Origin of the sequence: Pseudomonas sp. Irchel s3a18 (assembly GCF_900187535.1) — a bacterium.
GTDB lineage: Bacteria > Pseudomonadota > Gammaproteobacteria > Pseudomonadales > Pseudomonadaceae > Aquipseudomonas.
Genome location: NZ_FYDV01000005.1, coordinates 117,797 through 137,824, shown reverse-complemented (window position 1 = coordinate 137,824; position 20,028 = coordinate 117,797). Strand labels below are relative to the sequence as shown.

The following is a 20,028-nucleotide window of genomic DNA, read 5'->3' as shown; positions in this document are numbered from 1 at the left end:
TTCAGCCCTCGCCCTTGATGGCTTCGATGGTCGGTAACGGGTAGCGGCCATCCAGTGCCCGCTGTTGCGGCAGGTACAACCGCAACATCAGGTTGAACGGCCCTTGCGGCGTCGGCAGCCAGTTGCTCTGGGCGCTCTGCGTCGGAGTCGGGTGCGCCAGGGTCAGGGTCAGGCCTCCATCGGCGTCGTATCGCAGGTCGGGGCTGCGATCACCCAGGGAGTAACGCGCCAGCGGGTTGGCCACCAGCAATTGGCTCTTGCCGTCGTACAGGGTCAGGGACCAGAAGGCGTCCACCGGTGGCAACTGCCCGGCGGCGAAATGCAGGCGATAGGTTTTATTGCCATCGAGCAACTGGCCCTGGGCGTCATGCAGTGCCATTGGGTACAACGCTTCGGCAGGATCGTTGGCGTAGATGTAGCGCCAGGCCACGGCCGCGCGGGTCAGGTCATCGTCACCGAACTTGCCGACATTGGACGGCGAGCGGAACCAGCCTTGCTGCTCCACGGACAGCTTGCTGGAGGCAACTCGCACCTGTTCGCGGCCGGCTTCGGCGCCTTCGGCCACCGCGTCCCTGAGGTCTTGCGGCGGCGCGAATCCGACGCCTGGCTGGAGGCCGATTTCGGCATAGCGCGCCAGTTTCTGCTGCTCGACCGGAGTCCACTGGTGCAGCGCGGCGAGGTGGTTGAAGCGCTCGAACAACGCCACCGCTGGCCCCTGCTTGCTGTCCTGATAGGCCGGCAACTGCAGGGTGGGCAGCGCCGCGGGTGCCGGGGTTCCCAGCACCCTGGACAGGGGCTGCAAGGCGTAGCCCTTGAGCACGTGCGCTGCCTGCGCGAGATCGTCGGCGCCCTTGACCTCGGTGCGCCCGATCAGGAACACCAGGCGGCTCGGCGAGCGAATGACCCCGTTGAAACCGGCCGGTACCTCACCCTGCCAGTCCGGGCCGGCGATCAGGTAGCGCCCGGCCTTGCTGCCGGTCGCGCGGGTGCCGATGTAGTCGAGGTTATCGGTGCGCAGGTCCACCAACTGGAAGTTGTAGTAACGCCCCTCGACCTCAGGGACTTGCAGCACCTGCGGCTCGCCACGCAGGTCGAGCAAGGCGCGGGAGTAGAAGGTGTCGTTGTTCGGCGACACCACTTTGTCGTCCTGCGGCCCCAGCAAGCGTGGCTCGCTGTACAACACATTGAACGGCAGCCTGGCGGCGATGGCGCTGAGCACTTTATTGTGCTCGCCGGTGGCGAAGGCAAACACATAGGCTTCCTGGGCCAGGGCCCGGGCCTGCTGTTGATCGAGGCTGGTGGCCTGTACGGCGCTCGCGCCGAGCCCCAAGGCTAATGCGGTTATCCAGTGGCGCATGGCAATGTCTCCTGACAGCAATGAAAGCGGCGCCCAGTGCCCGCTTTGTAGGAGCGAGCTAGCTCGCGATGGGCGTTAACGATGACGCGTGTTTTCTGAATAAACGCGTCGCTCTTGAGTTCATCGCGAGCAAGCTCGCTCCTACAAGGGGCGGCAGTGGGCACCATGCAAGGGACGGCTTACTTGGCCCAGCGCCGCAGGTCCGACGGGGTGTAGTCGTCGGTCTTGGCGGCGAAGCCGACACGCATCGGCTCGACCTCTTCGTTGGCCAGGCCACCGGCGTAGTAGCGCCCGGCGATCAGGTCATAGGAGGTTTCCAGCACGTTGTAGGTGAAGCCGTGGTCGTAGTGCTGGATTGCATGCAGTTCACCGCTGCGCCACAGTTCGCCGCGGCTGTCGTACTGGTCCGCTTGCGCGATCTGCCAGCTGTCCTCGTCCACATAGAAGCGGCGTTTGGCATAGATGTGCCGGGCGTTGGGCTTGAGCGTCGCCTCCACCACCCAGACCCGGTGCTTCTCGTAACGGGCCAGGTCCTGGTTGACATGGTTGGGCTTGATCACCGCGTCGTACTTGAGCTCGTGGCTGCCGATCTTGTAGCTGTTGTAGGGGATGTACAGCTCTTGTTTGCCCACCAGCTTCCAGTCGAAACGGTCCGGCGCACCGTTGTAGCCGTCGATGTTGTCGGCGGTGATCAGGCCGTTGCTGTAACGGGCGCTGTTGTCGTAGGCGATCATCGGCGCACGACGCACCCGACGCTGCCCCGGCAAGTACTGCCAGGCCGAACGCGGCTCGGCCACCTGGTCGATCGGCTCGTGCACCAGCACCGCTTCACCGGACAGGCGCGCCGGCTCCAGCACACGGCTCTTGAACATGAACAGGGTGTTGGAAGCCGGTTCAAGACCGCTGATGGTGTCGGCGAAGTTGATCAACGACTGGTTGCGCACGTAGCTGGTGGCACCGTTTTCACGGACCAGCGCCGAGCTGCTGATGCGCTCGTAGCTGCCGCCGCGATAGCGGGTCATGTGGTTCCACATCACCTCGAGACCTTCAGTGGGCAGCGGGAACGGAATGCCGTGAACATAGTCATGCAGCCCGTTGCCGCCGTCGGCCATGCTGGTCTTGGCGACGTTTTCACGACTCTGATCGAGCACCGTTTTAGGCAGGTTGGCGCTGCGGTGGGTCGGGTAGATGTTCATCTTGTAGGTGTCGGGAAAGCGCTTGAACAACGCAACCTGCCCGGGGCTGAGGAACTTCTGGTACTGCGCCACGTTCTGCGCGGTGATGGTGAACAGCGGCTTTTCATTGGCATAGGGGTCGCTGTAACCGCCCTTGCTGTCGACCTTGCCGGCGGAACTGGTCAGGCCGCCGGTCCAGGCCGGGATGCTGCCGTCGGCATTGGCCGCGATTTCCGAGCCCATGGGCGTCAGGGTCTTGCCTAGGGCGGCTGAATCGGTACCTTTGGCGTGCGCCAGGCTCGCCGCGCAGGCCAGGGCCAGCACACAAATTTGCATACGCATCACTGATACTCCTTAGAAGTCGACCTTGAAGCTGACCGAGGCAAAATCGCGATCGTCCAGGGTGCTGTAGTCGTTGGAACCGAAGAAGGCGTTGTAGGCCAGTTCCACGCTGTAATCGTTGAGGTAGTTGGTGGTCAGGCTCAGGCCCAGTGCCTGCTGGCCTTCCTGGAACGGCCCTTGCGGGTCATAGGAATAACCCGACACGTCATGGCGCCAGTTGACCGCCGGGATCAGGTTGACCCCCGGCAAAACGTCGCTGTACTCGAGGCTGGCGCGCAGTCGATAACCCCAGGACCAGTCGGTGGCAAAACCATCGTCCGTGCAGTACTGGTTGGTAACGCCCGAGGCCACGGTGTTACACGGCATGCCGTTTTTCGGACTGCTGCGACCGAAGGCGGCGTTACGCCCCAGGCGTTCGTCGCCCAAGTCCTCGATGTGCACCACGCCGAGCTCACCGAACAGGCTCAAGCGCGTGGCGCCGAGGATGTTGTCGTAGGCCTGGGTCGCCGACCCGGTCATCTGCCAGACCCCCTTGCGCACCCAACCATCAAACCGGTCGCCCTGGGTAGTGCTGAAGCCCGCCGGCAGGTCGACCCAGGAACTGCCGCCCGGCCCGGAAATCACCGCCACGTTGATGTCCGGTGCGTTGATCGCCAGCGGCATGTTCGGCCGGTAGCTGATTTCACCCGCCAGGGAAATTCCCGAGTTGGGCTCGACGCCATTGAGGCTGAAGCCGTACAGGCGAATGTCTTCCGGGAACGCGGCGGCGTAGCTCGGATTCTGCACGCCGCCTGGGAAGGTCCCGGGCTGGGTGACATCCCGCGCATTCAGGGTGAAGTACGGCAGGCGCGAGTGGTAGTTGATGAAGTAAATCGCCGCTTCCGCGTCGTTCAGCGCCGGGATCATGTTGCGCAGGGCAAAGCCGAACTGACCATTGTCGGACGGCGATTCATTGCCCCGGGAGGTGGCGTACAAACCGGCATTCTGCATTTGCTGGTCGGTCTGCACCTGGCTCAGGTACAGCGGCCCGCAGCCCTTCTGGATCGCATCGCTGCTGGCGAAGAAGGTGCCGCAACCGTCGAGCACGCTCTCGCGCCAGTTGTATTGATAAAAGCCTTCCAGGTTCAGGCTGTCGGTCAGGCCGAGGCTGAAGGACAGCATCTCCACCGGCAACTGGCCTTCCTTGATTTCCACGCCGGGGCGGTTGAATGCCGAGATGTCCAGCGGGTTGATCACGTTGATGCCGTTCTGGATCAGCAGTGCCTCACCCCAGGACAACACCTGGTTGCCGACCTTGACGTTCAGCGGCCGGTCGGCGACCACGAAGTCTTTCCAGACATAGGTGTCCAGGGCCTTGAAGCCCTTGAACTTGGACAGGTCGTCCCAGCCCGAGTCATCGAAATCCTTGAACCGGCCGTCACCGGTTTCGTAGGCATGGTCGTACCAGTACTTGAAGCGGACAAAGGCCCCCTGCCCCTGACCGTCGAGGCTGAAGTCCGTCAGGCCCTTGAAGTTCTGCGAGATCGGGTCGCCGCGCTCGAAATTCAGCCGGTTGTCGTCGGCGCTGACGCTGCTGCCGTTGGCCTGCTTGCCTTGCGCCTGCAGGGCGTTGGCGCGGGTCATCATGCTCTTTTCCGGGTTCTGGGTGGACCAACTGCTGCCCAGGGTCAGGGTGGTCTTGGTCGACAGGCTCCAGTCTTCATTGAGGTCCAGCGTGGTCGCTTGGGAGGGCGCGACCATGACGGCCAGTATCGCCAGTGCGAGAGGATGCGGTCGGGTGTGGCCAGGCCGTTTGCGTCGCGGACGGACGCAGGCGTTGGCCGAGCATGTTCTTATCATTATTAGGCTCCGGTCAGATTTACTCAGCCCGGTCAAAATGCCCAACAATCAAACAATAGGCGCAAGCGCGGCGCGACAAAAAATGATCATCCGGGTTTCACGCCAGATCGCCGCACGCCTGGAAATGGCCCAGACGAAACTGCTTGGGGGTGATCCCGAACTGCTTGCGGAAGGCGCGGATAAAGTTGCTGGGCTGGCGATACCCCAAGCGTTCGGCGATCCGTTCGATCGGCTGGTCGCCCGCCGTCAGCCAGTGCCGTGCCAGCTCCAGGCTGTCGCTGCGGGTTTCGCTGGGGGCCGCCACCTGCCAATGGCGCAGCATGCTCTGGTGCAGGAACGGATTGGCGCTGAGTAGCGGCAAATCCAGGGCGTGCAGCGGCAGGATCAGGCACGGGTGCTCGCCTGCTTCGACACGCACCCCCTGCCCGCCGAGCCAGTCTCCGGCGGCTTGTCCGGGCGCCAGCCGAACATGACAGAACAGCTCGCCCGGCGCTGCGCCGACCCGCCGGGAGATATTGCGCACCAGGCTGAGCGTGGCCGCGTCCAGGCCAAAAAAATGCGGCAGCGCCTGGGCCGGGCGCAGGTGCAGGCGAGCCTCGCCGTCCACCTCTTCGAGTTCGGCCAGCACGTGATTGGTGACCCGTGGCAGGTAGTCGGTAAAGCAGCCCAGGCTGACCCGCAGGGTCGCGGCCGAATCCAGCAGAATGTTCATGCCTTGCAGGCAACTGGTGGCCATGCCGTTGACCAGCTCGCAGCCAAAGTGGCGCCCGACACCGGCGATTTCACATTCACGCCACAGCTGTTCCACCAAGCGTGCCGGGATGTGCTGCTGTTGATCATCGAGCCACGACAGACTGATGCCGGCACGCTGCAACAGCTCCTCCTCACACAGGCCGACCTGCCGGGCATGACTGAGAATAGTGCGGGTGAAGGCACTGGAAGCGAAGGTTTGATCGGACATGAGCGACCGCTGAAGGTAAACGAGGGTTGTACTTATGCCAGCCCCTGTGCTATCGATCAAATGCATTAAAAGCATCTAATGAATGCAGGATACGCATAATGGATCTTCGTCAGCTTCGCCACCTGGTTGCCCTGGCCGACTACCGCAGTTTTGTGCGGGCTGCCGAGGCGATCAATCTCAGCCAACCGGCCTTCAGCCGCAGTATCCAGACCCTGGAGCGCGACCTCGATTGCGCGCTGGTGGAACGCAGCAGTCGCGAGTTCCGCCTGACGGGCCAGGGACAACTGGTGCTGCAGCATGCAAGGCGGTTGTTGGCCGGTAGCCAGGCCCTGCACAACGAACTGATGCAATTCAACGGCCTGACCGGTGGTGAACTGCATTTCGGCTGCGGCCCCTACCCGGCGCAATTGCTGGTACCTGAAGCGCTGGCCGAATTCATCAGCGCCCACCCGGCGATCCGCACCCGCTTCGACCAGGGCGACTGGGAGCAACTGGCGGTCTGGCTCAAGGAGCAACAGATCGAGTTCCTGGTGGCCGACGCGCGCTACTTCACGGGCGACCCGCAGTATCAGGTGCAACTGCTGAGCCCCCGACGTGGGCGGTTTTTCTGCCGGGCCGGACACCCGTTGACCCGCGCCGGGAACCTGCCATTGCGCGCCTTGCTCGACTACCCGGTGGTGGGCACGCGCATTCCGCCGATGATCCGCAAGATCCTCGCCGACGTGATGGGCGAAGCCGACTTCGAGACTCGCGTGGAATGCGCCCAGTTCGATGCGATCCGCCGCGTGGTGATGCGCTCCGACGCCGTCGGCATTGCCACCATGGAGGCCTTGAGCGAACTGGCCAGAAAGGGCGAGATCAGCTTGCTGACCTTCACCGACATCCCCAGGGATGACCCGGGCCTGCAGTTGCATTACGGCGTGGTCAGCCGCGCCGGCCATTCACTGACGCCGGCGGCACAGGCGATGGTGCAAGCCATTGTCACGGTGGATCGACGGTTGCTGGCGATGGAAGCCCTGTAGCGGGCACCGGCGTGCTGGCCCACTCCCCCCGCAGATTTGACTATGCTTGCCTCACACCCACCGGTGACGAGGGATTTATGGACGATCCAGTCGACAACAAGCCACCCAGTTTCTGGCAGATGCTGCACAGCGTCCTGGCGGCGGCCTTCGGCGTGCAGAGCGGCAAAAACCGCGCCCGCGACTTCACCCACGGCAAGCCGAGTCATTTCGTGGTGCTGGGAATTGTGTTCACCGCCGTCTTTGCGTTGACGCTGTTCGGCATCGTGAAACTGGTGGTGCATCTGGCCGGAATTTGATCGGCGTCTCAGTGCATCAGGGTTTGCAGGCTGAACGGGTAGCGATAGCTCAACGGACGATGCCTGGCCGACAGGCTGCGAAAGTTCACCCCGTAGTCCTGGGTCTCTTGCTGCGCCAGCATGCGCCTGGCCTGTGCCCGGTCAATCAGCTGCAACAACGGAACCTGTCGGTCACGACCGCCATATTGGTCGACCGGGACGCCCTGTTCATAGTCATGCAGTTGCACCAGCGCCCAGCCACCGAGGCTGAAGTGTCCGCCCAGCAACACGCTCAGGCGTCGGTCCAGCAGGGCCTGCAAGGCGGCCGGTGAAGTATTGACCGCACTGAACAGCGCGCCCTCGCCCGGTATGCCACCGGACTCTTCGTAAGCCTGCATCGCGCCGAACGCCATCTCGTCGTTGGCGGACCAGATCAGCGACACATTGGGGTAGCGTTTGAAGAGCAATGTCGCCTGTTCATAGGCCCGTTCACGACTCCAGGCACCGGACACCAACTGGTGCAGCACGACCTCGGGATGCTCGCGCAACGCACGCCTCATGCCTTTCTCGCGCAACTGTGCGGCGGGGGTGATTTTCAACCCGGAAAATGCCAGCAGCTCGAGCTTCTGGCCGGGGGCGGCAGCAGGATGCAAGCGGATCAACTCCTTGAGCATCAGGTAGCCACCCTCCTCGTCATTGGTGACCAGGCTACCGAGCCACTCTGGGTACTTTTCCCGAGGATCGCCCAGCAGCGCCAGTTGGTCGTCGGTCAGGCTGTTATTGACGATAAACAGCTTCACCCCGCTGCCCCGGGACAGGCGCAGGATCTCCGGTGCCACGTACTGCTCGTTGACGAACACCAGATAGTCCGGACGCCGCGGCCCCAACAAGGCGTCGCGTGCCTGCTTGATCGTGGTTTCGGCCTCGCGCTCGGAATATTGCACCTCAAGGTCAATGCCCAGGTCCCGGGCGGCGGCCTCCATGAACCGGGTATAGCTGACCCAGAACACTTCGCTGGAGTTACCGGGATTGAGGAATAGCACCGACTCGGCTTGCGCACCGGGTCCGTAGACCGCGCAAACCGTCAGCACCACCCCATAAAGAAACTTGAACATTGAACATCCGGGCCCCGGTCACCAGCCGCGCATTATAGCCAGCGAAATACTGGCAAATCGCGATTAATTAGCGTTTTGTCCGACAATCGTCGGATCAGGGCCCGGTTTGACGGACTTATTGATGGCTGACCCAGTACACCGCAGTGCCCACTACCAGGAGGATCAGGAACAGGATTGCCCATGCGTCGACGCTGCTGTCGCTCTTCTGTGCTTTGGTCGGGTTGCTCATTGCATCGCCTCTTGTCGGTTTTATCGGTGATTGCATAAAGACTCGATCACAGTTAAGTCGATGATTGCCCGCACGACAACTTGGGGGTCGTATAGCAATCAGTCTCATTAGTCGATTTGGTTCTTTATATATACTAAAACATCACTTTTGCGCATAAACGCAAACTGATATCTTGCCCCGGCTCCGTGGGGAGTGCGCGGCCGTGCGCGCAGAACTGCCAAGGCGTTTTCACAATCAAGCAAGCGAGAAACGCAGCGGATTGCGAAGTAGCCCAAGCCTGAGAACAGGACTTATATGTACGTATACGACGAGTACGATCAGCGGATCATCGAGGACCGCGTCAAGCAGTTCCGTGATCAGACCCGACGCTATCTGGCAGGCGAGCTGAGCGAAGAAGAATTCCGCCCCCTGCGCCTGCAAAATGGCCTTTATATCCAGCGCTTCGCCCCGATGCTGCGGGTTGCCGTGCCTTACGGCCAACTGACTTCGCGCCAGACGCGAATGATGGCCAGGATCGCTCGCGACTACGACAAGGGCTACGCCCACATCAGTACCCGGCAGAACGTGCAGTTCAACTGGCCGGCACTGGAAGACATCCCGGACATCCTGGCTGAGCTGGCCACCGTGCAGATGCACGCCATCCAGACCAGCGGCAACTGCCTGCGCAACGTCACCACCGACCAGTTCGCCGGTGTCGCCGCCGACGAGTTGATCGACCCGCGCCCCTGGTGCGAGATCGTGCGCCAGTGGACCACGTTCCACCCGGAATTCGCCTACCTGCCGCGCAAGTTCAAGATCGCAATCAACGGTTCGACCTCCGACCGCGCCGCGATTGAAGTCCATGACATCGGCCTTGAGCCGGTACACAACGCCGCTGGCGAACTGGGCTTTCGCGTGTTGGTCGGTGGCGGTCTGGGCCGTACCCCGGTGGTCGGCGCGTTCATCAATGAATTCCTGCCGTGGCAAGACCTGTTGAGCTACCTCGATGCCATCCTGCGGGTGTACAACCGCTATGGCCGTCGCGACAACAAGTACAAGGCACGGATCAAGATCCTGGTCAAGGCCCTGACGCCCGAGGTTTTCGCCCAGAAAGTCGACGCGGAAATGGAACACCTGCGCGGTGGCCAGACCACCTTGACCGAAGCCGAAGTGCATCGCGTCGCCAAACACTTTGTCGACCCGGACTACAAGGCCCTGAGCAATCAGACCGCCGAGCTTGCCGAGCTCGACCAGCAGCATCCGGGCTTCGCTCGCTGGCGCACCCGCAACACCCTGGCCCACAAGAAGCCGGGCTATGTGGCCGTGACCCTGTCGCTCAAGCCGACCGGCGTTGCTCCAGGCGACCTGACCGACAAGCAGCTCGACGGCGTTGCCGACCTGGCCGACCGCTACAGCTTCGGCCAACTGCGCACCTCCCACGAGCAGAACATCATTCTGGCTGACGTTGAGCAGGGCCAACTGTTCACCCTGTGGGGCGAGTTGCGCGAGCAAGGCTTTGCCACCCCGAACATCGGCCTGTTGACCGACATCATCTGCTGCCCCGGTGGTGACTTCTGCTCCCTGGCCAACGCCAAGTCGATTCCTATCGCCGAAGCCATCCAGCGCCGTTTCGACGACCTGGACTACCTGTTCGACATCGGTGAACTGGACCTGAACATTTCCGGTTGCATGAACGCCTGCGGTCACCACCACGTCGGCCACATCGGCATCCTGGGCGTGGACAAGAAAGGTGAAGAGTTCTACCAGGTGTCCCTGGGTGGCAGCGCCAGCCGCGACGCCAGCCTGGGCAAGATCCTCGGCCCGTCGTTCGCCCAGGACGACATGCCGGACGTGATCTCGAAGCTGATCGACGTGTACGTGGAACAACGTACCGAAGACGAACGCTTCATCGACACCTATCAACGTATCGGCATCGACCTCTTCAAGGAACGCGTCTATGCAGCGAATCATTAAGAACAACGAGGTCATCGACGAAACCTGGCACTTGCTGCCCAAGGACGCGACCCTCGACGGCATCTCCAACTGCGACGACCTGATCGTGCCGCTGGCCCTGTGGCGTGAACATGCTCACGCCCTCAAGGCCCGCGATGGTGGCCTGGGTGTGTGGCTGGATGCCGAAGAAGAAGCCGAGGAAATCGGTGACGACGTCGATCAGTTCCAGGTGATTGCCTTGAACTTCCCGGCGTTCACCGACGGGCGCAACTACTCCAACGCGCGCCTGTTGCGTGACCGCTATGGCTTCAAGGGTGAGTTGCGGGCGATCGGCGATGTGCTGCGCGACCAGCTGTTCTACCTGCGTCGCTGCGGTTTCGACGCTTACGCGTTGCGCGCCGACAAGGACCCGTATGAAGCCCTGGAAAGCCTCAAGGACTTCTCGGTGACCTACCAGGCCGCCACCGACGAGCCGCTGCCGCTGTTCCGTCGCCGTTAACGGGCCAAGGCCTTGAACCCCACCCGGGGTTCAAGGCTTGCTGCCCTCATCAGTCCCCCAGCAGATCCTCACTCAGCCCGGCATGTTCATGCCGATCGCCTGTATTCATTCCAGTTGCAGTATGAGCTTTATCCGTCAGGACAAGCGGCATTCCCAATGTCTCTCGAGGGTGACCGTGCTTACCTGAAAAAGGCCTTGAGCATTGCCTGCCTGGCAGCGCTCAAGGCCTCGTTGATGGGTGTCGATGCAACGGCAGGCGATAGCGGTCGCTGATCGACCGCAAGGGATCACCAGAAGCGTTGTTGCGTCAAACGACTCCACCAGGTCAGCAGCAAGCGATCAACCGAACCGCTGGCCGCCAGGCCGACACGCTCCTGCAGGGTCTTGCGCTCGGCATAGTGCAGGTGGAACAGCTCTGCACCCTTGGCCCGCTCGGCGAGGTATTCGTCGCTGGTTTTCAGTTCATCGACCAGTTGTTTATCCAGTGCTGCAATCCCCAGCCAGACTTCACCGGTCGCCACTTCGTCGATAGCCAGTTGCGGGCGATAGCGGGCAACGAAGTTCTTGAACAGCGCGTGGGTGACGTCCAGGTCTTCCTGGAACTTCTCCCGGCCCTTCTCGGTGTTTTCGCCAAACACGGTCAGGGTGCGCTTGTACTCACCAGCGGTCAGCACTTCAAAGTCGATGTCGTGCTTTTTCAGCAGGCGGTTGACGTTGGGCAACTGTGCCACCACCCCGATCGAACCCAGGATGGCAAAGGGGGCGCTGATGATCTTCTCGCCGATGCACGCCATCATGTAGCCGCCACTGGCCGCGACCTTGTCGATGCACACGGTCAACGGCACGCCGGCCTGGCGAATACGCGCCAGCTGCGAGGAGGCCAGGCCGTAGCTGTGCACCATGCCGCCGCCACTCTCAAGGCGCAGCACCACTTCATCCTTGGGCGTGGCCAGGGACAGCAGCGCAGTGATTTCGTGGCGCAGGCTCTCGGTGGCCGAGGCCTTGATATCGCCGTCGAAATCCAGCACGAACACCCGGGGTTTGGCTTCGGGCTTTTTCTTGTGTTTTTTCTCAGCCTTGGCCTCGGACTTGCGCAAGGCCTTGAGCTGGTCCTTGTCGAGCAGTGTCTGTTCCAGACGCTCGCGCAGGCCCTTGTAGAAATCATTGAGCTTGCTGACCTGCAACTGGCCCGCGGACTTGCGCCGACCTTTGCTGCGCAGCGAAGCAAAGCTGACCAGCACCACCAGGATGGCAACGACCAGGGTTACGGTTTTAGCCAGAAAACTTGCGTACTCGGACAAAAACTCCACATTGACTCCTTAACGACTGTGCCCCGCTCAACACGCGGGCGCGGATGTTTGCAGCATACCCATGCGACTGCGTTGCGACCAGTCGTGAAACCTTCTGTTACTGGCCTCCAACGAGCATTTCAAACAAGCGTATGTTTTTTCATTGACAGCTCACCGGCATCCTCATAACCTCGCAAAACCTTCAACGTACCGGGATGACGCGGACGTGGGCAGCATCTACCTGATTCGACATGGCCAAGCCTCCTTCGGTGCAGACGACTACGACGTGCTGTCGTCGACCGGTGTGCGCCAGGCGGAAATCCTCGGCAGCCACCTGGCCGAACTGGGTTTGAGCTTCGACCGCTGCCTGTCGGGCGACCTGCGTCGCCAGCAACACACCGCCAACAGCGCCCTGGCGCAATTTGGCGCGGTCGGGCTGCCGGTACCGCCTCTGGAAATCGACTCGGCCTTCAATGAATTCGATGCCGATGCCGTCATCCGCGCCCTGTTGCCGGACCTGCTGCCCGAAGAACCCGAAGCGCTGCACATTTTGCGTAACGCGGCGCAGAATCGGGGTGAATTCCAGCGAATCTTCGCCCTGATCATCGAGCGCTGGCTGGCCGGCACCTACGACCCTCCGGGCCTGGAAAGCTGGCTCGGATTCGTCGAGCGGGTCCAGGCCGGCTTGCAGCGTATTCTCGAACAGGCCGACAACACCCAGAAAATCGCCGTGTTCACGTCCGGCGGCACCATTACCGCCCTGCTCCACCTGATCACTCAAATGCCGGCCAGGCAGGCCTTCGAGCTGAACTGGCAAATCGTCAACACCTCGCTCAACCACCTGAAGTTCCGTGGTCGCGAGGTGGCACTGGCTTCCTTCAACAGTCATGCACACCTGCAACTGCTGAAGGCCCCGGACCTCATCACCTTTCGTTGAGTCCGGATTACTGTGACCCTTGCTGTAACACACCTAAAAGGATCGAACCATGACCTCCGTAGCTGACGCCGTACAAGCAATGAAAGCCAAGTTCAACCCAGCCGCTGCTGCCGGCCTGGACCTGGTTTTCGGTTTCCGTATCGACGAAGACAAGAACTTCTCGCTGGTCGTCAAGGACAGCACTTGCGAACTGCAAGAAGGCGTGAACCCGGACGCTCAAGTGACCCTGGTCATGGACGGCGAAACCCTGGAAGGCATCGTCAGCGGTGAAACCGATGGCATGCAAGCGTTCATGGGCGGCAAACTGCGCGCTGAAGGCGACATGATGCTGGCCATGAAACTGTCCGAGCTGTTCCCGGCCTGAGACAGCGGCTTCCCCACGGGGAGCCCTGCCTTGCCCCACACGAATCCCGCCCTTGTTGGCGGGATTCGTCGTTTCTGTCCCCGGAGCAGCCTTTGCTGGCGCCTTGCTCTACACTGCCGGGCTCTCCCCATCAGCGACCCGCCATGGACATCGACCTCGCCCGTACCTTCCTGGAAATCGTTCGTTGCGGCAGCCTCGCCGCCGCCGCGGACAAACTGCACGTGACCCAGACCGCGATCACCGCGCGGGTGCAAAAGCTTGAAAGCCAGTTGGCCAGTACCTTGTTCGTGCGTAACCGTGCCGGTGCCCGTCTGACAGCCGATGGCGAGGCCTTCGTGGTGTATGCCAATCAACTGGTGCAGACCTGGGAAGCCGCCCGCCGTGACCTGCCGCTGCCGGACGGTTACCGCAATGTGCTGCACATCGGTGGCGAGGTCAGCCTGTGCAACCCGTTGATGCTCAACTGGGCCCGTGAGATCCGTGAACATATTCCGGCCTATGCCTTGCGCACGGAAATCCGCGACGGCGACAACCTGCTCAGGCAACTGGAAATGGGCGTACTGGACGCAGCGCTGGTGTTCCAGCCCGAATATTGGCCACGGCTGCAAGTCGAACAACTCTTGGAAGAGAAGTTGATTCAGGTGCGACTGCCGTCGCGGCCCGAACCCTACGTGTACATCGACTGGGGCCAGGATTTTCGCCGCCAGCACGACGCGGCGCTACCAGACAAGGCCAGGGCCGCACTGAGCTTCAACCTCGGCCCACTGGCGTTGCAGTATCTCCTGCAAAACGGTGGTACCGGGTACTTCCGCACCCGGGTGGTTCAGTCCTACCTCGACAGCGGCGTGCTGGAATGCGTGCCCAAGGCCCCCGAATTCAGCTACCCGACCTACCTGGTGTACTCCCGTGATCGCGATTCGGCCGCGTTGCAGCAGGCGTTCGACCTGCTACGCGGGCTGGTCAAGAGCGACAGTGACTGGTCCCAGCGCTGGGACCCGCTGACCTGAACCCGCGGCGTACGCGATCAGGGCGCCTTGAACCCCTCGGCATAACACACCGGTGAACTGGCATCGGCACGCCGGTCCAGTTCCTCTTCAAGCCACTGGGCCAGCACCTGCGCATTATTCTGCGTCTCGTCGCGCGCGCCATAAATCAACGTCAGCGTGCCGTTTTCGGCGATTTCCAAGAGCTTCCACCAATGACCGGGCCGGGCCGCCAGTTCCTGACGATACCTCGCCCGGAAGGCTGCAAAATCCAGCTCACCGGCCTTGAATGCCCGCCGCAATGCCGTGGAGGGCGCCACCTCACGCAACCATTCATTCAGCGGCAACTGCTGCTTGCGGCAATTGCGTGGCCACAGTCGGTCGACCAGCACCCGGTAGCCGTCGCTCTCACTGGCCGGCGCATAAGCTCGCTTGCACTCGATCATGGACTTGCCTCCTGCTCGGGATGCTGAAGGGGCCACGCCGGAGTCTCCCCCAGCCCATTCAGCGGCTTGATGAACCCCCATCACAAACATCCATTGGCCGGATAATTTGGCCACGACTAATCTTCTATCAATAACAAGGATAAAAGGTGACCGCAGTGAGGCAAACCACGCAGGCGTTTCGTACCCGTTACCGGGCGGATGTTCATCGGTTCTACAACCCGTGGCTGCACGCAGGTTTCGTCCTGGTGTTCGGAATCACGGCGATCAGCCTGTTCTGGAGCACGGTCCATCAGGTGCAACCGCTTGAGTGGTTGGCGGTACCGTTGACCCTGCTGTTTTTCAACTTCGCGGTCTACGGGGTCCACCGGCACCTGGGGCATCACAAGAAGGCCTTTGCGCGGCTGTTCTATGCCCGCCATGCCGGCGATCATCACAGCTTTTTCGCGCCAGGCCACATGACCTACGACACCGCGCGCGACTGGCGGGTGATCCTGTTCCCCGCCTGGCTGATCGTGCTGCACAGCCTGGTGATCACCCTGCCCGCCTGGTGGCTGCTCAAACAGCTCAATGGTAACGTGGCGGGCCTGTTCGCAGGCTGTATGATCCTTGGCTACCTGACCTACGAAGTGTTCCACGCTTGCGAGCATCTGCCACCTGGCAACCCTGTCACCCGCCTGCCATGGATTCGCCAGATGCGCCGCCTGCATGAACTGCATCACCGTCGCGAGCTGATGCAGGCCCGCAATTTCAATATCGTTTTTCCGCTGATGGACTACCTGTTCGGCACACTGTATTGGGAAGCCGAACCGGACCACGCCCACCATCACTCCACGAGCCGCCCCATGACCTGCATGCAACACCATATCGACATCGAACGCGACCCCGTCGACGTGCTCGCCTATGCCAGCAGCCCGACCCTCTGGCCGCAATGGCACCCCTCGTCGTTGAAGGTCGAGGGCCCGCAAGGGCCACTGCACGCGGGTGCGCTTTTTGAAGAGGACATTCACGCCGGCGGTCGCGCCGGGCATTTGAGCTGGGAGGTCAACGAGTACCTGCCGGGACGTCGCTGGTGCGCCCGCGCCCAGGGCGATCATGGCCTGGAATTGCTGCTCACCTATGAATGCATCAGCGAAGGCGCTGGCACTCGCTTCGTCCGGACCCTGGAATACCGCTTCAGTGGCCTACTGATGCGCCTGGCCAATCAGTTGCTGCTCAAACGGCGCATCGAACACGAGTCCGCCGCGTCGATGCTGGCCTTGCGTGACCAGGCGCAACTGAGCATCCCCACCCGGACCGGAGCAGTCGCCTGATGAGTCGTGTACCCCGTGGAGTCAGCGTTAGCGGGTTTCTCATCGTCCTTCTGGTGCTGGTCGGCCTGTTCCTGCTGCTGGCACCGACCCAGGTGCAACCGGTGGCCTGGAAACCGCAGCCCGCGCCTTCCCTGCAATCTGGGGCATTTGCCGAGAACCGGATACTCAAGGGCGTGGAGCACATCGGCGCGGCGAACATCAACGGCCCCGAAGCCCTGCTGCTGGAGGACGACTACCTGATCACCGGCCTGCACGACGGCCGCGTGATCCGCACCAGCCTGGACGGCAAGGCACTCACGGTGTTGACCGACACCGGTGGCCGACCGCTGGGCCTGGCCCGTCACCCGGATGGCCGGTTGATCATTGCCGACGGGATCAAGGGACTGTTGGCCCTCGACTCGCTGGGCCAGTTGATTCCCCTGAGCACCGAAGCCGGTGGCGTGCGGTTCGGCTTCACCGACGATGTCACGATCGACAAGACCGGGCACTACGCCTACTTCAGCGACGCGTCCAGCCGGTGGGGTTATGGCCATGATGGCGAGGCGATCATCGAGCACGGTGGCGACGGGCGCCTGTTGCGCTACGACTTTCAGACAGGCAAGACCGAGCTGCTGCTGGACCGTCTGGAGTTCGCCAATGGCGTCGCGCTCGGGCCCGATGACGCCTTCGTGTTGGTCAACGAGACCGGTGCCTACCGCATCACCCGCTATTGGCTCAGCGGCCCCAAGGCCGGCTCGCACGAGGTATTTGTCGACAACCTGCCAGGCTTGCCGGACAACCTCAGTTTCAATGGTCATGAGCGTTTCTGGGTGGCGCTGTACGCGCCGCGAAATGCTCTGCTGGACAGCACGGCGGAGTACCCCTTCGTGCGCAAGATGATCGTGCGGGCACTCAAGGTGCTGCCCAAACCCGTGGAGCGGCGTGCGCTGGCACTGGGTGTGGACCTGGACGGCAACATCATTGCCAATCTGCAGGACGCCAGCAGCGGTAATTACGCCCCCATCACCACTGTTCGCGAGTACGGCCAATGGTTGTATTTCGGCTCGCTGAAGTCCAGCCACATGGTGCGCCTGCCCCTGGCCAAGGCCCTGCAACCGTCTGATTAGATGCAACACGGGGGGGCCGTTTGCGCCCCCCGTGCTCGGGTCACGTTCTGGCAGAACCGTTCAGGTTTTGGGATATTTCGTCTTTGATCGAAAGGCGTTTTTCCTTGAGCTTCCTCACGTCGTCATCGCCCTGGGCCGAGGCCTCCGCCTTCAGTACCAGATCGTCGATAACCGAGTATTTATCCAGCAACGCATTCAAATGTGGATCATTGGCGCGCTTTTGCTGAACGACTTCCCTGCTGCAGCTCAAGTCCTGATACAGGTCATGTTTCACCGGCATGGAACACCTCCGTTGGATGATCGATGGCGAACACCATGATACGCGCTCGCCAGTTGTCAGAATGGCCTTGCCCGACGGTGGCTGTCGACCGTCAATCAGACCAGCGGTAACCGATGATCCGATTGGTGGTGATCGGCCCTGTGCCCTGGGAGCCGTCGTCAACCGGCCAGCACACTGCGGATCATGGTCATCAGCGCATCTGGACTGTAGGGTTTGCTCAGCAAATGGGTGTCCGGGCTGAGCTGATGGTTGTTGGAGATGATGTCCCGAGTGTGCCCCGAAGTGAATAGCACCGCCACCGCAGGCGTCTGGACCTTGGCCCAGGCGGCCAGGTCCGAGCTCTTGATCAACCCGGGCATGACCACATCGGTGAAAATCAGGTCAACCTCCACACCGTCCAGCAACATCTGCATCGCGCCGTCGCCATTGGCGGCCACCAGCACCTGATAGCCCGACTGTTGTAAAAATTCGACTGTCGCACCGCGCACTTCTTCGTTGTCCTCTACCACCAGAATAGTCTCGTGACCGCCTCTGTGCTGGACACTGCGCATTGGCGACTCGTGGCTCTGCGCGCGCGCGCTGCGGGGGAAATACAGATGCACCTGCGTGCCCTGCCCCACCTCGCTGGTCATATCGATATGGCCCCCGCTCTGCTTGACGAAACCGAACACCATGCTCAACCCCAGGCCCGTACCCTGGCCATCGGCCTTGGTGGTGAAAAACGGCTCGAACGCCTGTTTCAGCGTCGCCGCATCCATCCCGTCGCCAGTGTCGACCACCGACAGGCGCACGTAGTCCCCGGTGCTGATGCCCTTGCCCGCGCAAAACCGCTGATCGAGCTCCACGTTCTTGCCACTGATGGCAATGGTGCCCTCGCCATGCATCGCATCACGGGCATTGAGCGCCAGGTTCAACAAGGCGTTTTCCAACTGATTGCGGTCGACATAAATGCACCAGGACTCGTCCGGCAATTGCACATCGATCTGTATGGTTTCTCCCAGCGCCCGCTGCAGTACTTCGCCCAGGCCTTCGTAAATTTGCCGCAGGCTATAGACCGCCGGCGACAACGGTTGCCGACGGGCGAAGGCAAGCAATTGTGACGACAGCATCGCGCCGCGCTCCACCGCCGCAATCGCGGCACTCACCCGGTGCTGCACGTTCTCGTTGTCCGGTTCGTGGCGTGCCAACAGGTGCAGATTGCCGGCGATGACCTGCAACAGATTATTGAAGTCATGGGCCACCCCTCCGGTCAGTCCACCAATGGCCTCAAGCTTCTGTGACTGGCGCAACTGTTCTTCAGCGGCCAGCCGCCCTTCGACTTCATCGGCGACACGCTGCTCCAGATTGCGAGTGAACTTGAGCAAGGACTCTTCGGCGATTTTCCGCTCGTGGATGTCGATCAGCACACCGGGAAAGCGAAAGGGCTGGCCTTGTTCGTTGAACTCACAGCAGCCACTGGCCAACACCCATCCATAGCTACCATCAGGCCGCCGGATGCGGTACTCGGCATTGAACGGGCCACCGTTTTTCAAGGCCTGCTCGACCTGTTGACTGAGCTGGATCAGATCATCGGGATGGATTTTCTCGCTCGCGGCCTCGGGAGACAGGAACGCCAGCGATTGATCGGCGGGATAGGAAAACGTCCGGGCAAATCGCTCGTCCCCGGACAGCAGATCGGCCTTGATGTCCCAGACAAAGGAGCCCAGCAGGGCCCCGGCGTTGAGCGCCAGGCGCACTCGTTCGTTATCGGCGCGGTAGGCCGTTTCGGTTTGCTCGCGCAGCCGCTCGGACGCCATGTGGGCCGTGGTCTCCACGACCACCGCCAGCACCCCGGCCGGCACCCCGTCGTCATCGGCCACCGGGCTGTAATAGAGGTCCATGAACACCGCTTCGGGCTGGCCGTTGCGCAACAGTTCCAGCTCTTTATTGCGAAAGGACAGCGTGCCACCGGCCAGGCAGGTGTCGAGCACCTGGCGATTGAACTCGGCGACTTCAGGCCAGCCGAGCTCAACCGGAGAACCGAGCAGGTACGGATGCCGGCCACCGGCAAACACCGAATAGGCGTCGTTGTAGATCATGTAGCCGGGCTTGCCCCAGAGCAGCACCAAGGGAACGGGCGAGGCCAGCAGCAACTGCACCGAACTGCGCAGGCTCGTCGACCAGGTATCGACGCTGCCCAGTTCCGTGAGGGTCCAGTCGAACGCACGAATACGCCTGGCCATTTCACCGTTCCAGCCACTGCACCCATGACTTTGCATCAGAAACGGCATCGGCTGACTCTGTGCGCACGGCGCAAAAATGAAACAACAGATCGACGCAGGACGGCCCCCCGCTCATTGGCCCGGGGCGCGACCGACATTGATGGTTCAATTGAGGGTAGCTCATTGGGGAGATCGGCAACGGACAGCCGACAGGTTTACACCTCGATCAGGTGCAGGTGTTCGTCGTCCCGGCAAGACGGGTGACTGTCGTCGTCCAGCGCCACGGCGTATAGCGAGGCCCGCGGGCTCGTTGTGCAACCTGGCGTTCGGCTTACTGATAGCCTTGGATCTATGGCGCACAGGTCC

Annotated in this window: 18 protein-coding genes and 1 pseudogene; 9 read left to right on the top strand and 10 right to left on the bottom strand. The window is 61.8% G+C overall.

The window, feature by feature from the left end:
• Window position 1: 1 nt before the first annotated feature.
• The 4 genes from CKW29_RS09690 to CKW29_RS09675 form a co-directional block, all read right to left on the bottom strand.
• Window positions 2–1,357: a DUF1254 domain-containing protein gene (locus CKW29_RS09690; RefSeq protein ID WP_095143352.1), complete on the bottom strand. Its 1,356-nt coding sequence runs from the start codon at window positions 1,355–1,357 to the stop codon at window positions 2–4.
• Window positions 1,358–1,536: 179 nt separating this feature from the next.
• Window positions 1,537–2,874 (bottom strand): DUF1329 domain-containing protein, encoded by a 1,338-nt coding sequence (locus CKW29_RS09685; protein ID WP_095143351.1) that lies wholly within the window; start codon window positions 2,872–2,874, stop codon window positions 1,537–1,539.
• 12 nt (window positions 2,875–2,886) lie between these two features.
• Window positions 2,887–4,713 (bottom strand): DUF1302 domain-containing protein, encoded by a 1,827-nt coding sequence (locus CKW29_RS09680; protein WP_095143350.1) that lies wholly within the window; start codon window positions 4,711–4,713, stop codon window positions 2,887–2,889.
• A 97-nt stretch (window positions 4,714–4,810) separates the two neighbouring features.
• Complete coding sequence (locus tag CKW29_RS09675; protein ID WP_095143349.1) at window positions 4,811–5,674, bottom strand: AraC family transcriptional regulator; 864 nt, start codon at window positions 5,672–5,674, stop codon at window positions 4,811–4,813.
• A gap of 98 nt (window positions 5,675–5,772) precedes the next feature.
• Here CKW29_RS09675 and CKW29_RS09670 point away from each other — a divergent pair, with 98 nt between their 5' ends.
• Both CKW29_RS09670 and CKW29_RS09665 read left to right on the top strand, forming a co-directional pair.
• A complete protein-coding gene (locus CKW29_RS09670; protein ID WP_095143348.1) occupies window positions 5,773–6,696 on the top strand; it encodes a LysR family transcriptional regulator in 924 nt (307 codons plus the stop codon).
• Window positions 6,697–6,773: 77 nt separating this feature from the next.
• Window positions 6,774–6,992, top strand: coding sequence for a DUF2970 domain-containing protein (locus CKW29_RS09665; protein WP_095083263.1), 219 nt, complete (start codon window positions 6,774–6,776; stop codon window positions 6,990–6,992).
• 8 nt (window positions 6,993–7,000) lie between these two features.
• Here the strand turns inward: CKW29_RS09665 and CKW29_RS09660 are convergent, their stop codons facing one another.
• Window positions 7,001–8,086: an ABC transporter substrate-binding protein gene (locus CKW29_RS09660; RefSeq protein ID WP_095143347.1), complete on the bottom strand. Its 1,086-nt coding sequence runs from the start codon at window positions 8,084–8,086 to the stop codon at window positions 7,001–7,003.
• 523 nt (window positions 8,087–8,609) lie between these two features.
• Between CKW29_RS09660 and CKW29_RS09655 the strand changes: the two genes are divergently transcribed.
• The gene (locus tag CKW29_RS09655; RefSeq protein ID WP_095143346.1) at window positions 8,610–10,268 is read left to right on the top strand and encodes a nitrite/sulfite reductase; all 1,659 of its coding nucleotides are present in this window, start codon (window positions 8,610–8,612) and stop codon (window positions 10,266–10,268) included.
• Window positions 10,252–10,746, top strand: a complete 495-nt coding sequence (locus tag CKW29_RS09650) for a DUF934 domain-containing protein (protein ID WP_095143345.1) — start codon at window positions 10,252–10,254, stop codon at window positions 10,744–10,746. Before CKW29_RS09655 ends, CKW29_RS09650 begins: the two co-directional genes overlap by 17 nt.
• Window positions 10,747–11,033: 287 nt before the next feature.
• On the opposite strand, the gene sohB is transcribed toward CKW29_RS09650, so the two are convergent.
• Window positions 11,034–12,056, bottom strand: a complete 1,023-nt coding sequence (gene sohB / locus CKW29_RS09645) for a protease SohB (RefSeq protein WP_095143344.1) — start codon at window positions 12,054–12,056, stop codon at window positions 11,034–11,036.
• 205 nt (window positions 12,057–12,261) lie between these two features.
• Here sohB and CKW29_RS09640 point away from each other — a divergent pair, with 205 nt between their 5' ends.
• The 3 genes from CKW29_RS09640 (at window position 12,262) to CKW29_RS09630 (ending at window position 14,343) form a co-directional block, all read left to right on the top strand.
• Entirely contained in the window at window positions 12,262–12,972 is a 711-nt protein-coding gene (locus tag CKW29_RS09640) for a histidine phosphatase family protein (protein WP_095143343.1), read from the top strand.
• A 49-nt stretch (window positions 12,973–13,021) separates the two neighbouring features.
• Window positions 13,022–13,336: an SCP2 sterol-binding domain-containing protein gene (locus CKW29_RS09635; protein ID WP_095083277.1), complete on the top strand. Its 315-nt coding sequence runs from the start codon at window positions 13,022–13,024 to the stop codon at window positions 13,334–13,336.
• A 143-nt stretch (window positions 13,337–13,479) separates the two neighbouring features.
• The gene (locus CKW29_RS09630; RefSeq protein ID WP_095143342.1) at window positions 13,480–14,343 is read left to right on the top strand and encodes a LysR family transcriptional regulator; all 864 of its coding nucleotides are present in this window, start codon (window positions 13,480–13,482) and stop codon (window positions 14,341–14,343) included.
• 17 nt (window positions 14,344–14,360) lie between these two features.
• Here the strand turns inward: CKW29_RS09630 and CKW29_RS09625 are convergent, their stop codons facing one another.
• Window positions 14,361–14,765, bottom strand: a complete 405-nt coding sequence (locus CKW29_RS09625; RefSeq protein WP_095143341.1) for a DUF488 domain-containing protein — start codon at window positions 14,763–14,765, stop codon at window positions 14,361–14,363.
• Window positions 14,766–14,920: 155 nt separating this feature from the next.
• On the opposite strand from CKW29_RS09625, the gene CKW29_RS09620 reads away from it, so the two are divergent.
• Window positions 14,921–16,075: an SRPBCC family protein gene (locus CKW29_RS09620; protein WP_095143601.1), complete on the top strand. Its 1,155-nt coding sequence runs from the start codon at window positions 14,921–14,923 to the stop codon at window positions 16,073–16,075.
• Complete coding sequence (locus CKW29_RS09615) at window positions 16,075–17,181, top strand: SMP-30/gluconolactonase/LRE family protein (protein WP_095143340.1); 1,107 nt, start codon at window positions 16,075–16,077, stop codon at window positions 17,179–17,181. Before CKW29_RS09620 ends, CKW29_RS09615 begins: the two co-directional genes overlap by 1 nt.
• Before the next feature lie 40 nt (window positions 17,182–17,221).
• Here CKW29_RS09615 and CKW29_RS09610 read toward each other — a convergent pair whose 3' ends face one another.
• The 3 genes and pseudogenes from CKW29_RS09610 to CKW29_RS25470 form a co-directional block, all read right to left on the bottom strand.
• The gene (locus CKW29_RS09610) at window positions 17,222–17,461 is read right to left on the bottom strand and encodes a DUF465 domain-containing protein (RefSeq protein ID WP_095143339.1); all 240 of its coding nucleotides are present in this window, start codon (window positions 17,459–17,461) and stop codon (window positions 17,222–17,224) included.
• Between the two features lie 158 nt (window positions 17,462–17,619).
• Window positions 17,620–19,731 (bottom strand): PAS domain-containing sensor histidine kinase, encoded by a 2,112-nt coding sequence (locus tag CKW29_RS09605; protein WP_095143338.1) that lies wholly within the window; start codon window positions 19,729–19,731, stop codon window positions 17,620–17,622.
• 152 nt (window positions 19,732–19,883) lie between these two features.
• Window positions 19,884–19,964: pseudogene (locus tag CKW29_RS25470) on the bottom strand (GntR family transcriptional regulator); the annotation flags it as partial.
• Between the last annotated feature and the right edge of the window lie 64 nt (window positions 19,965–20,028).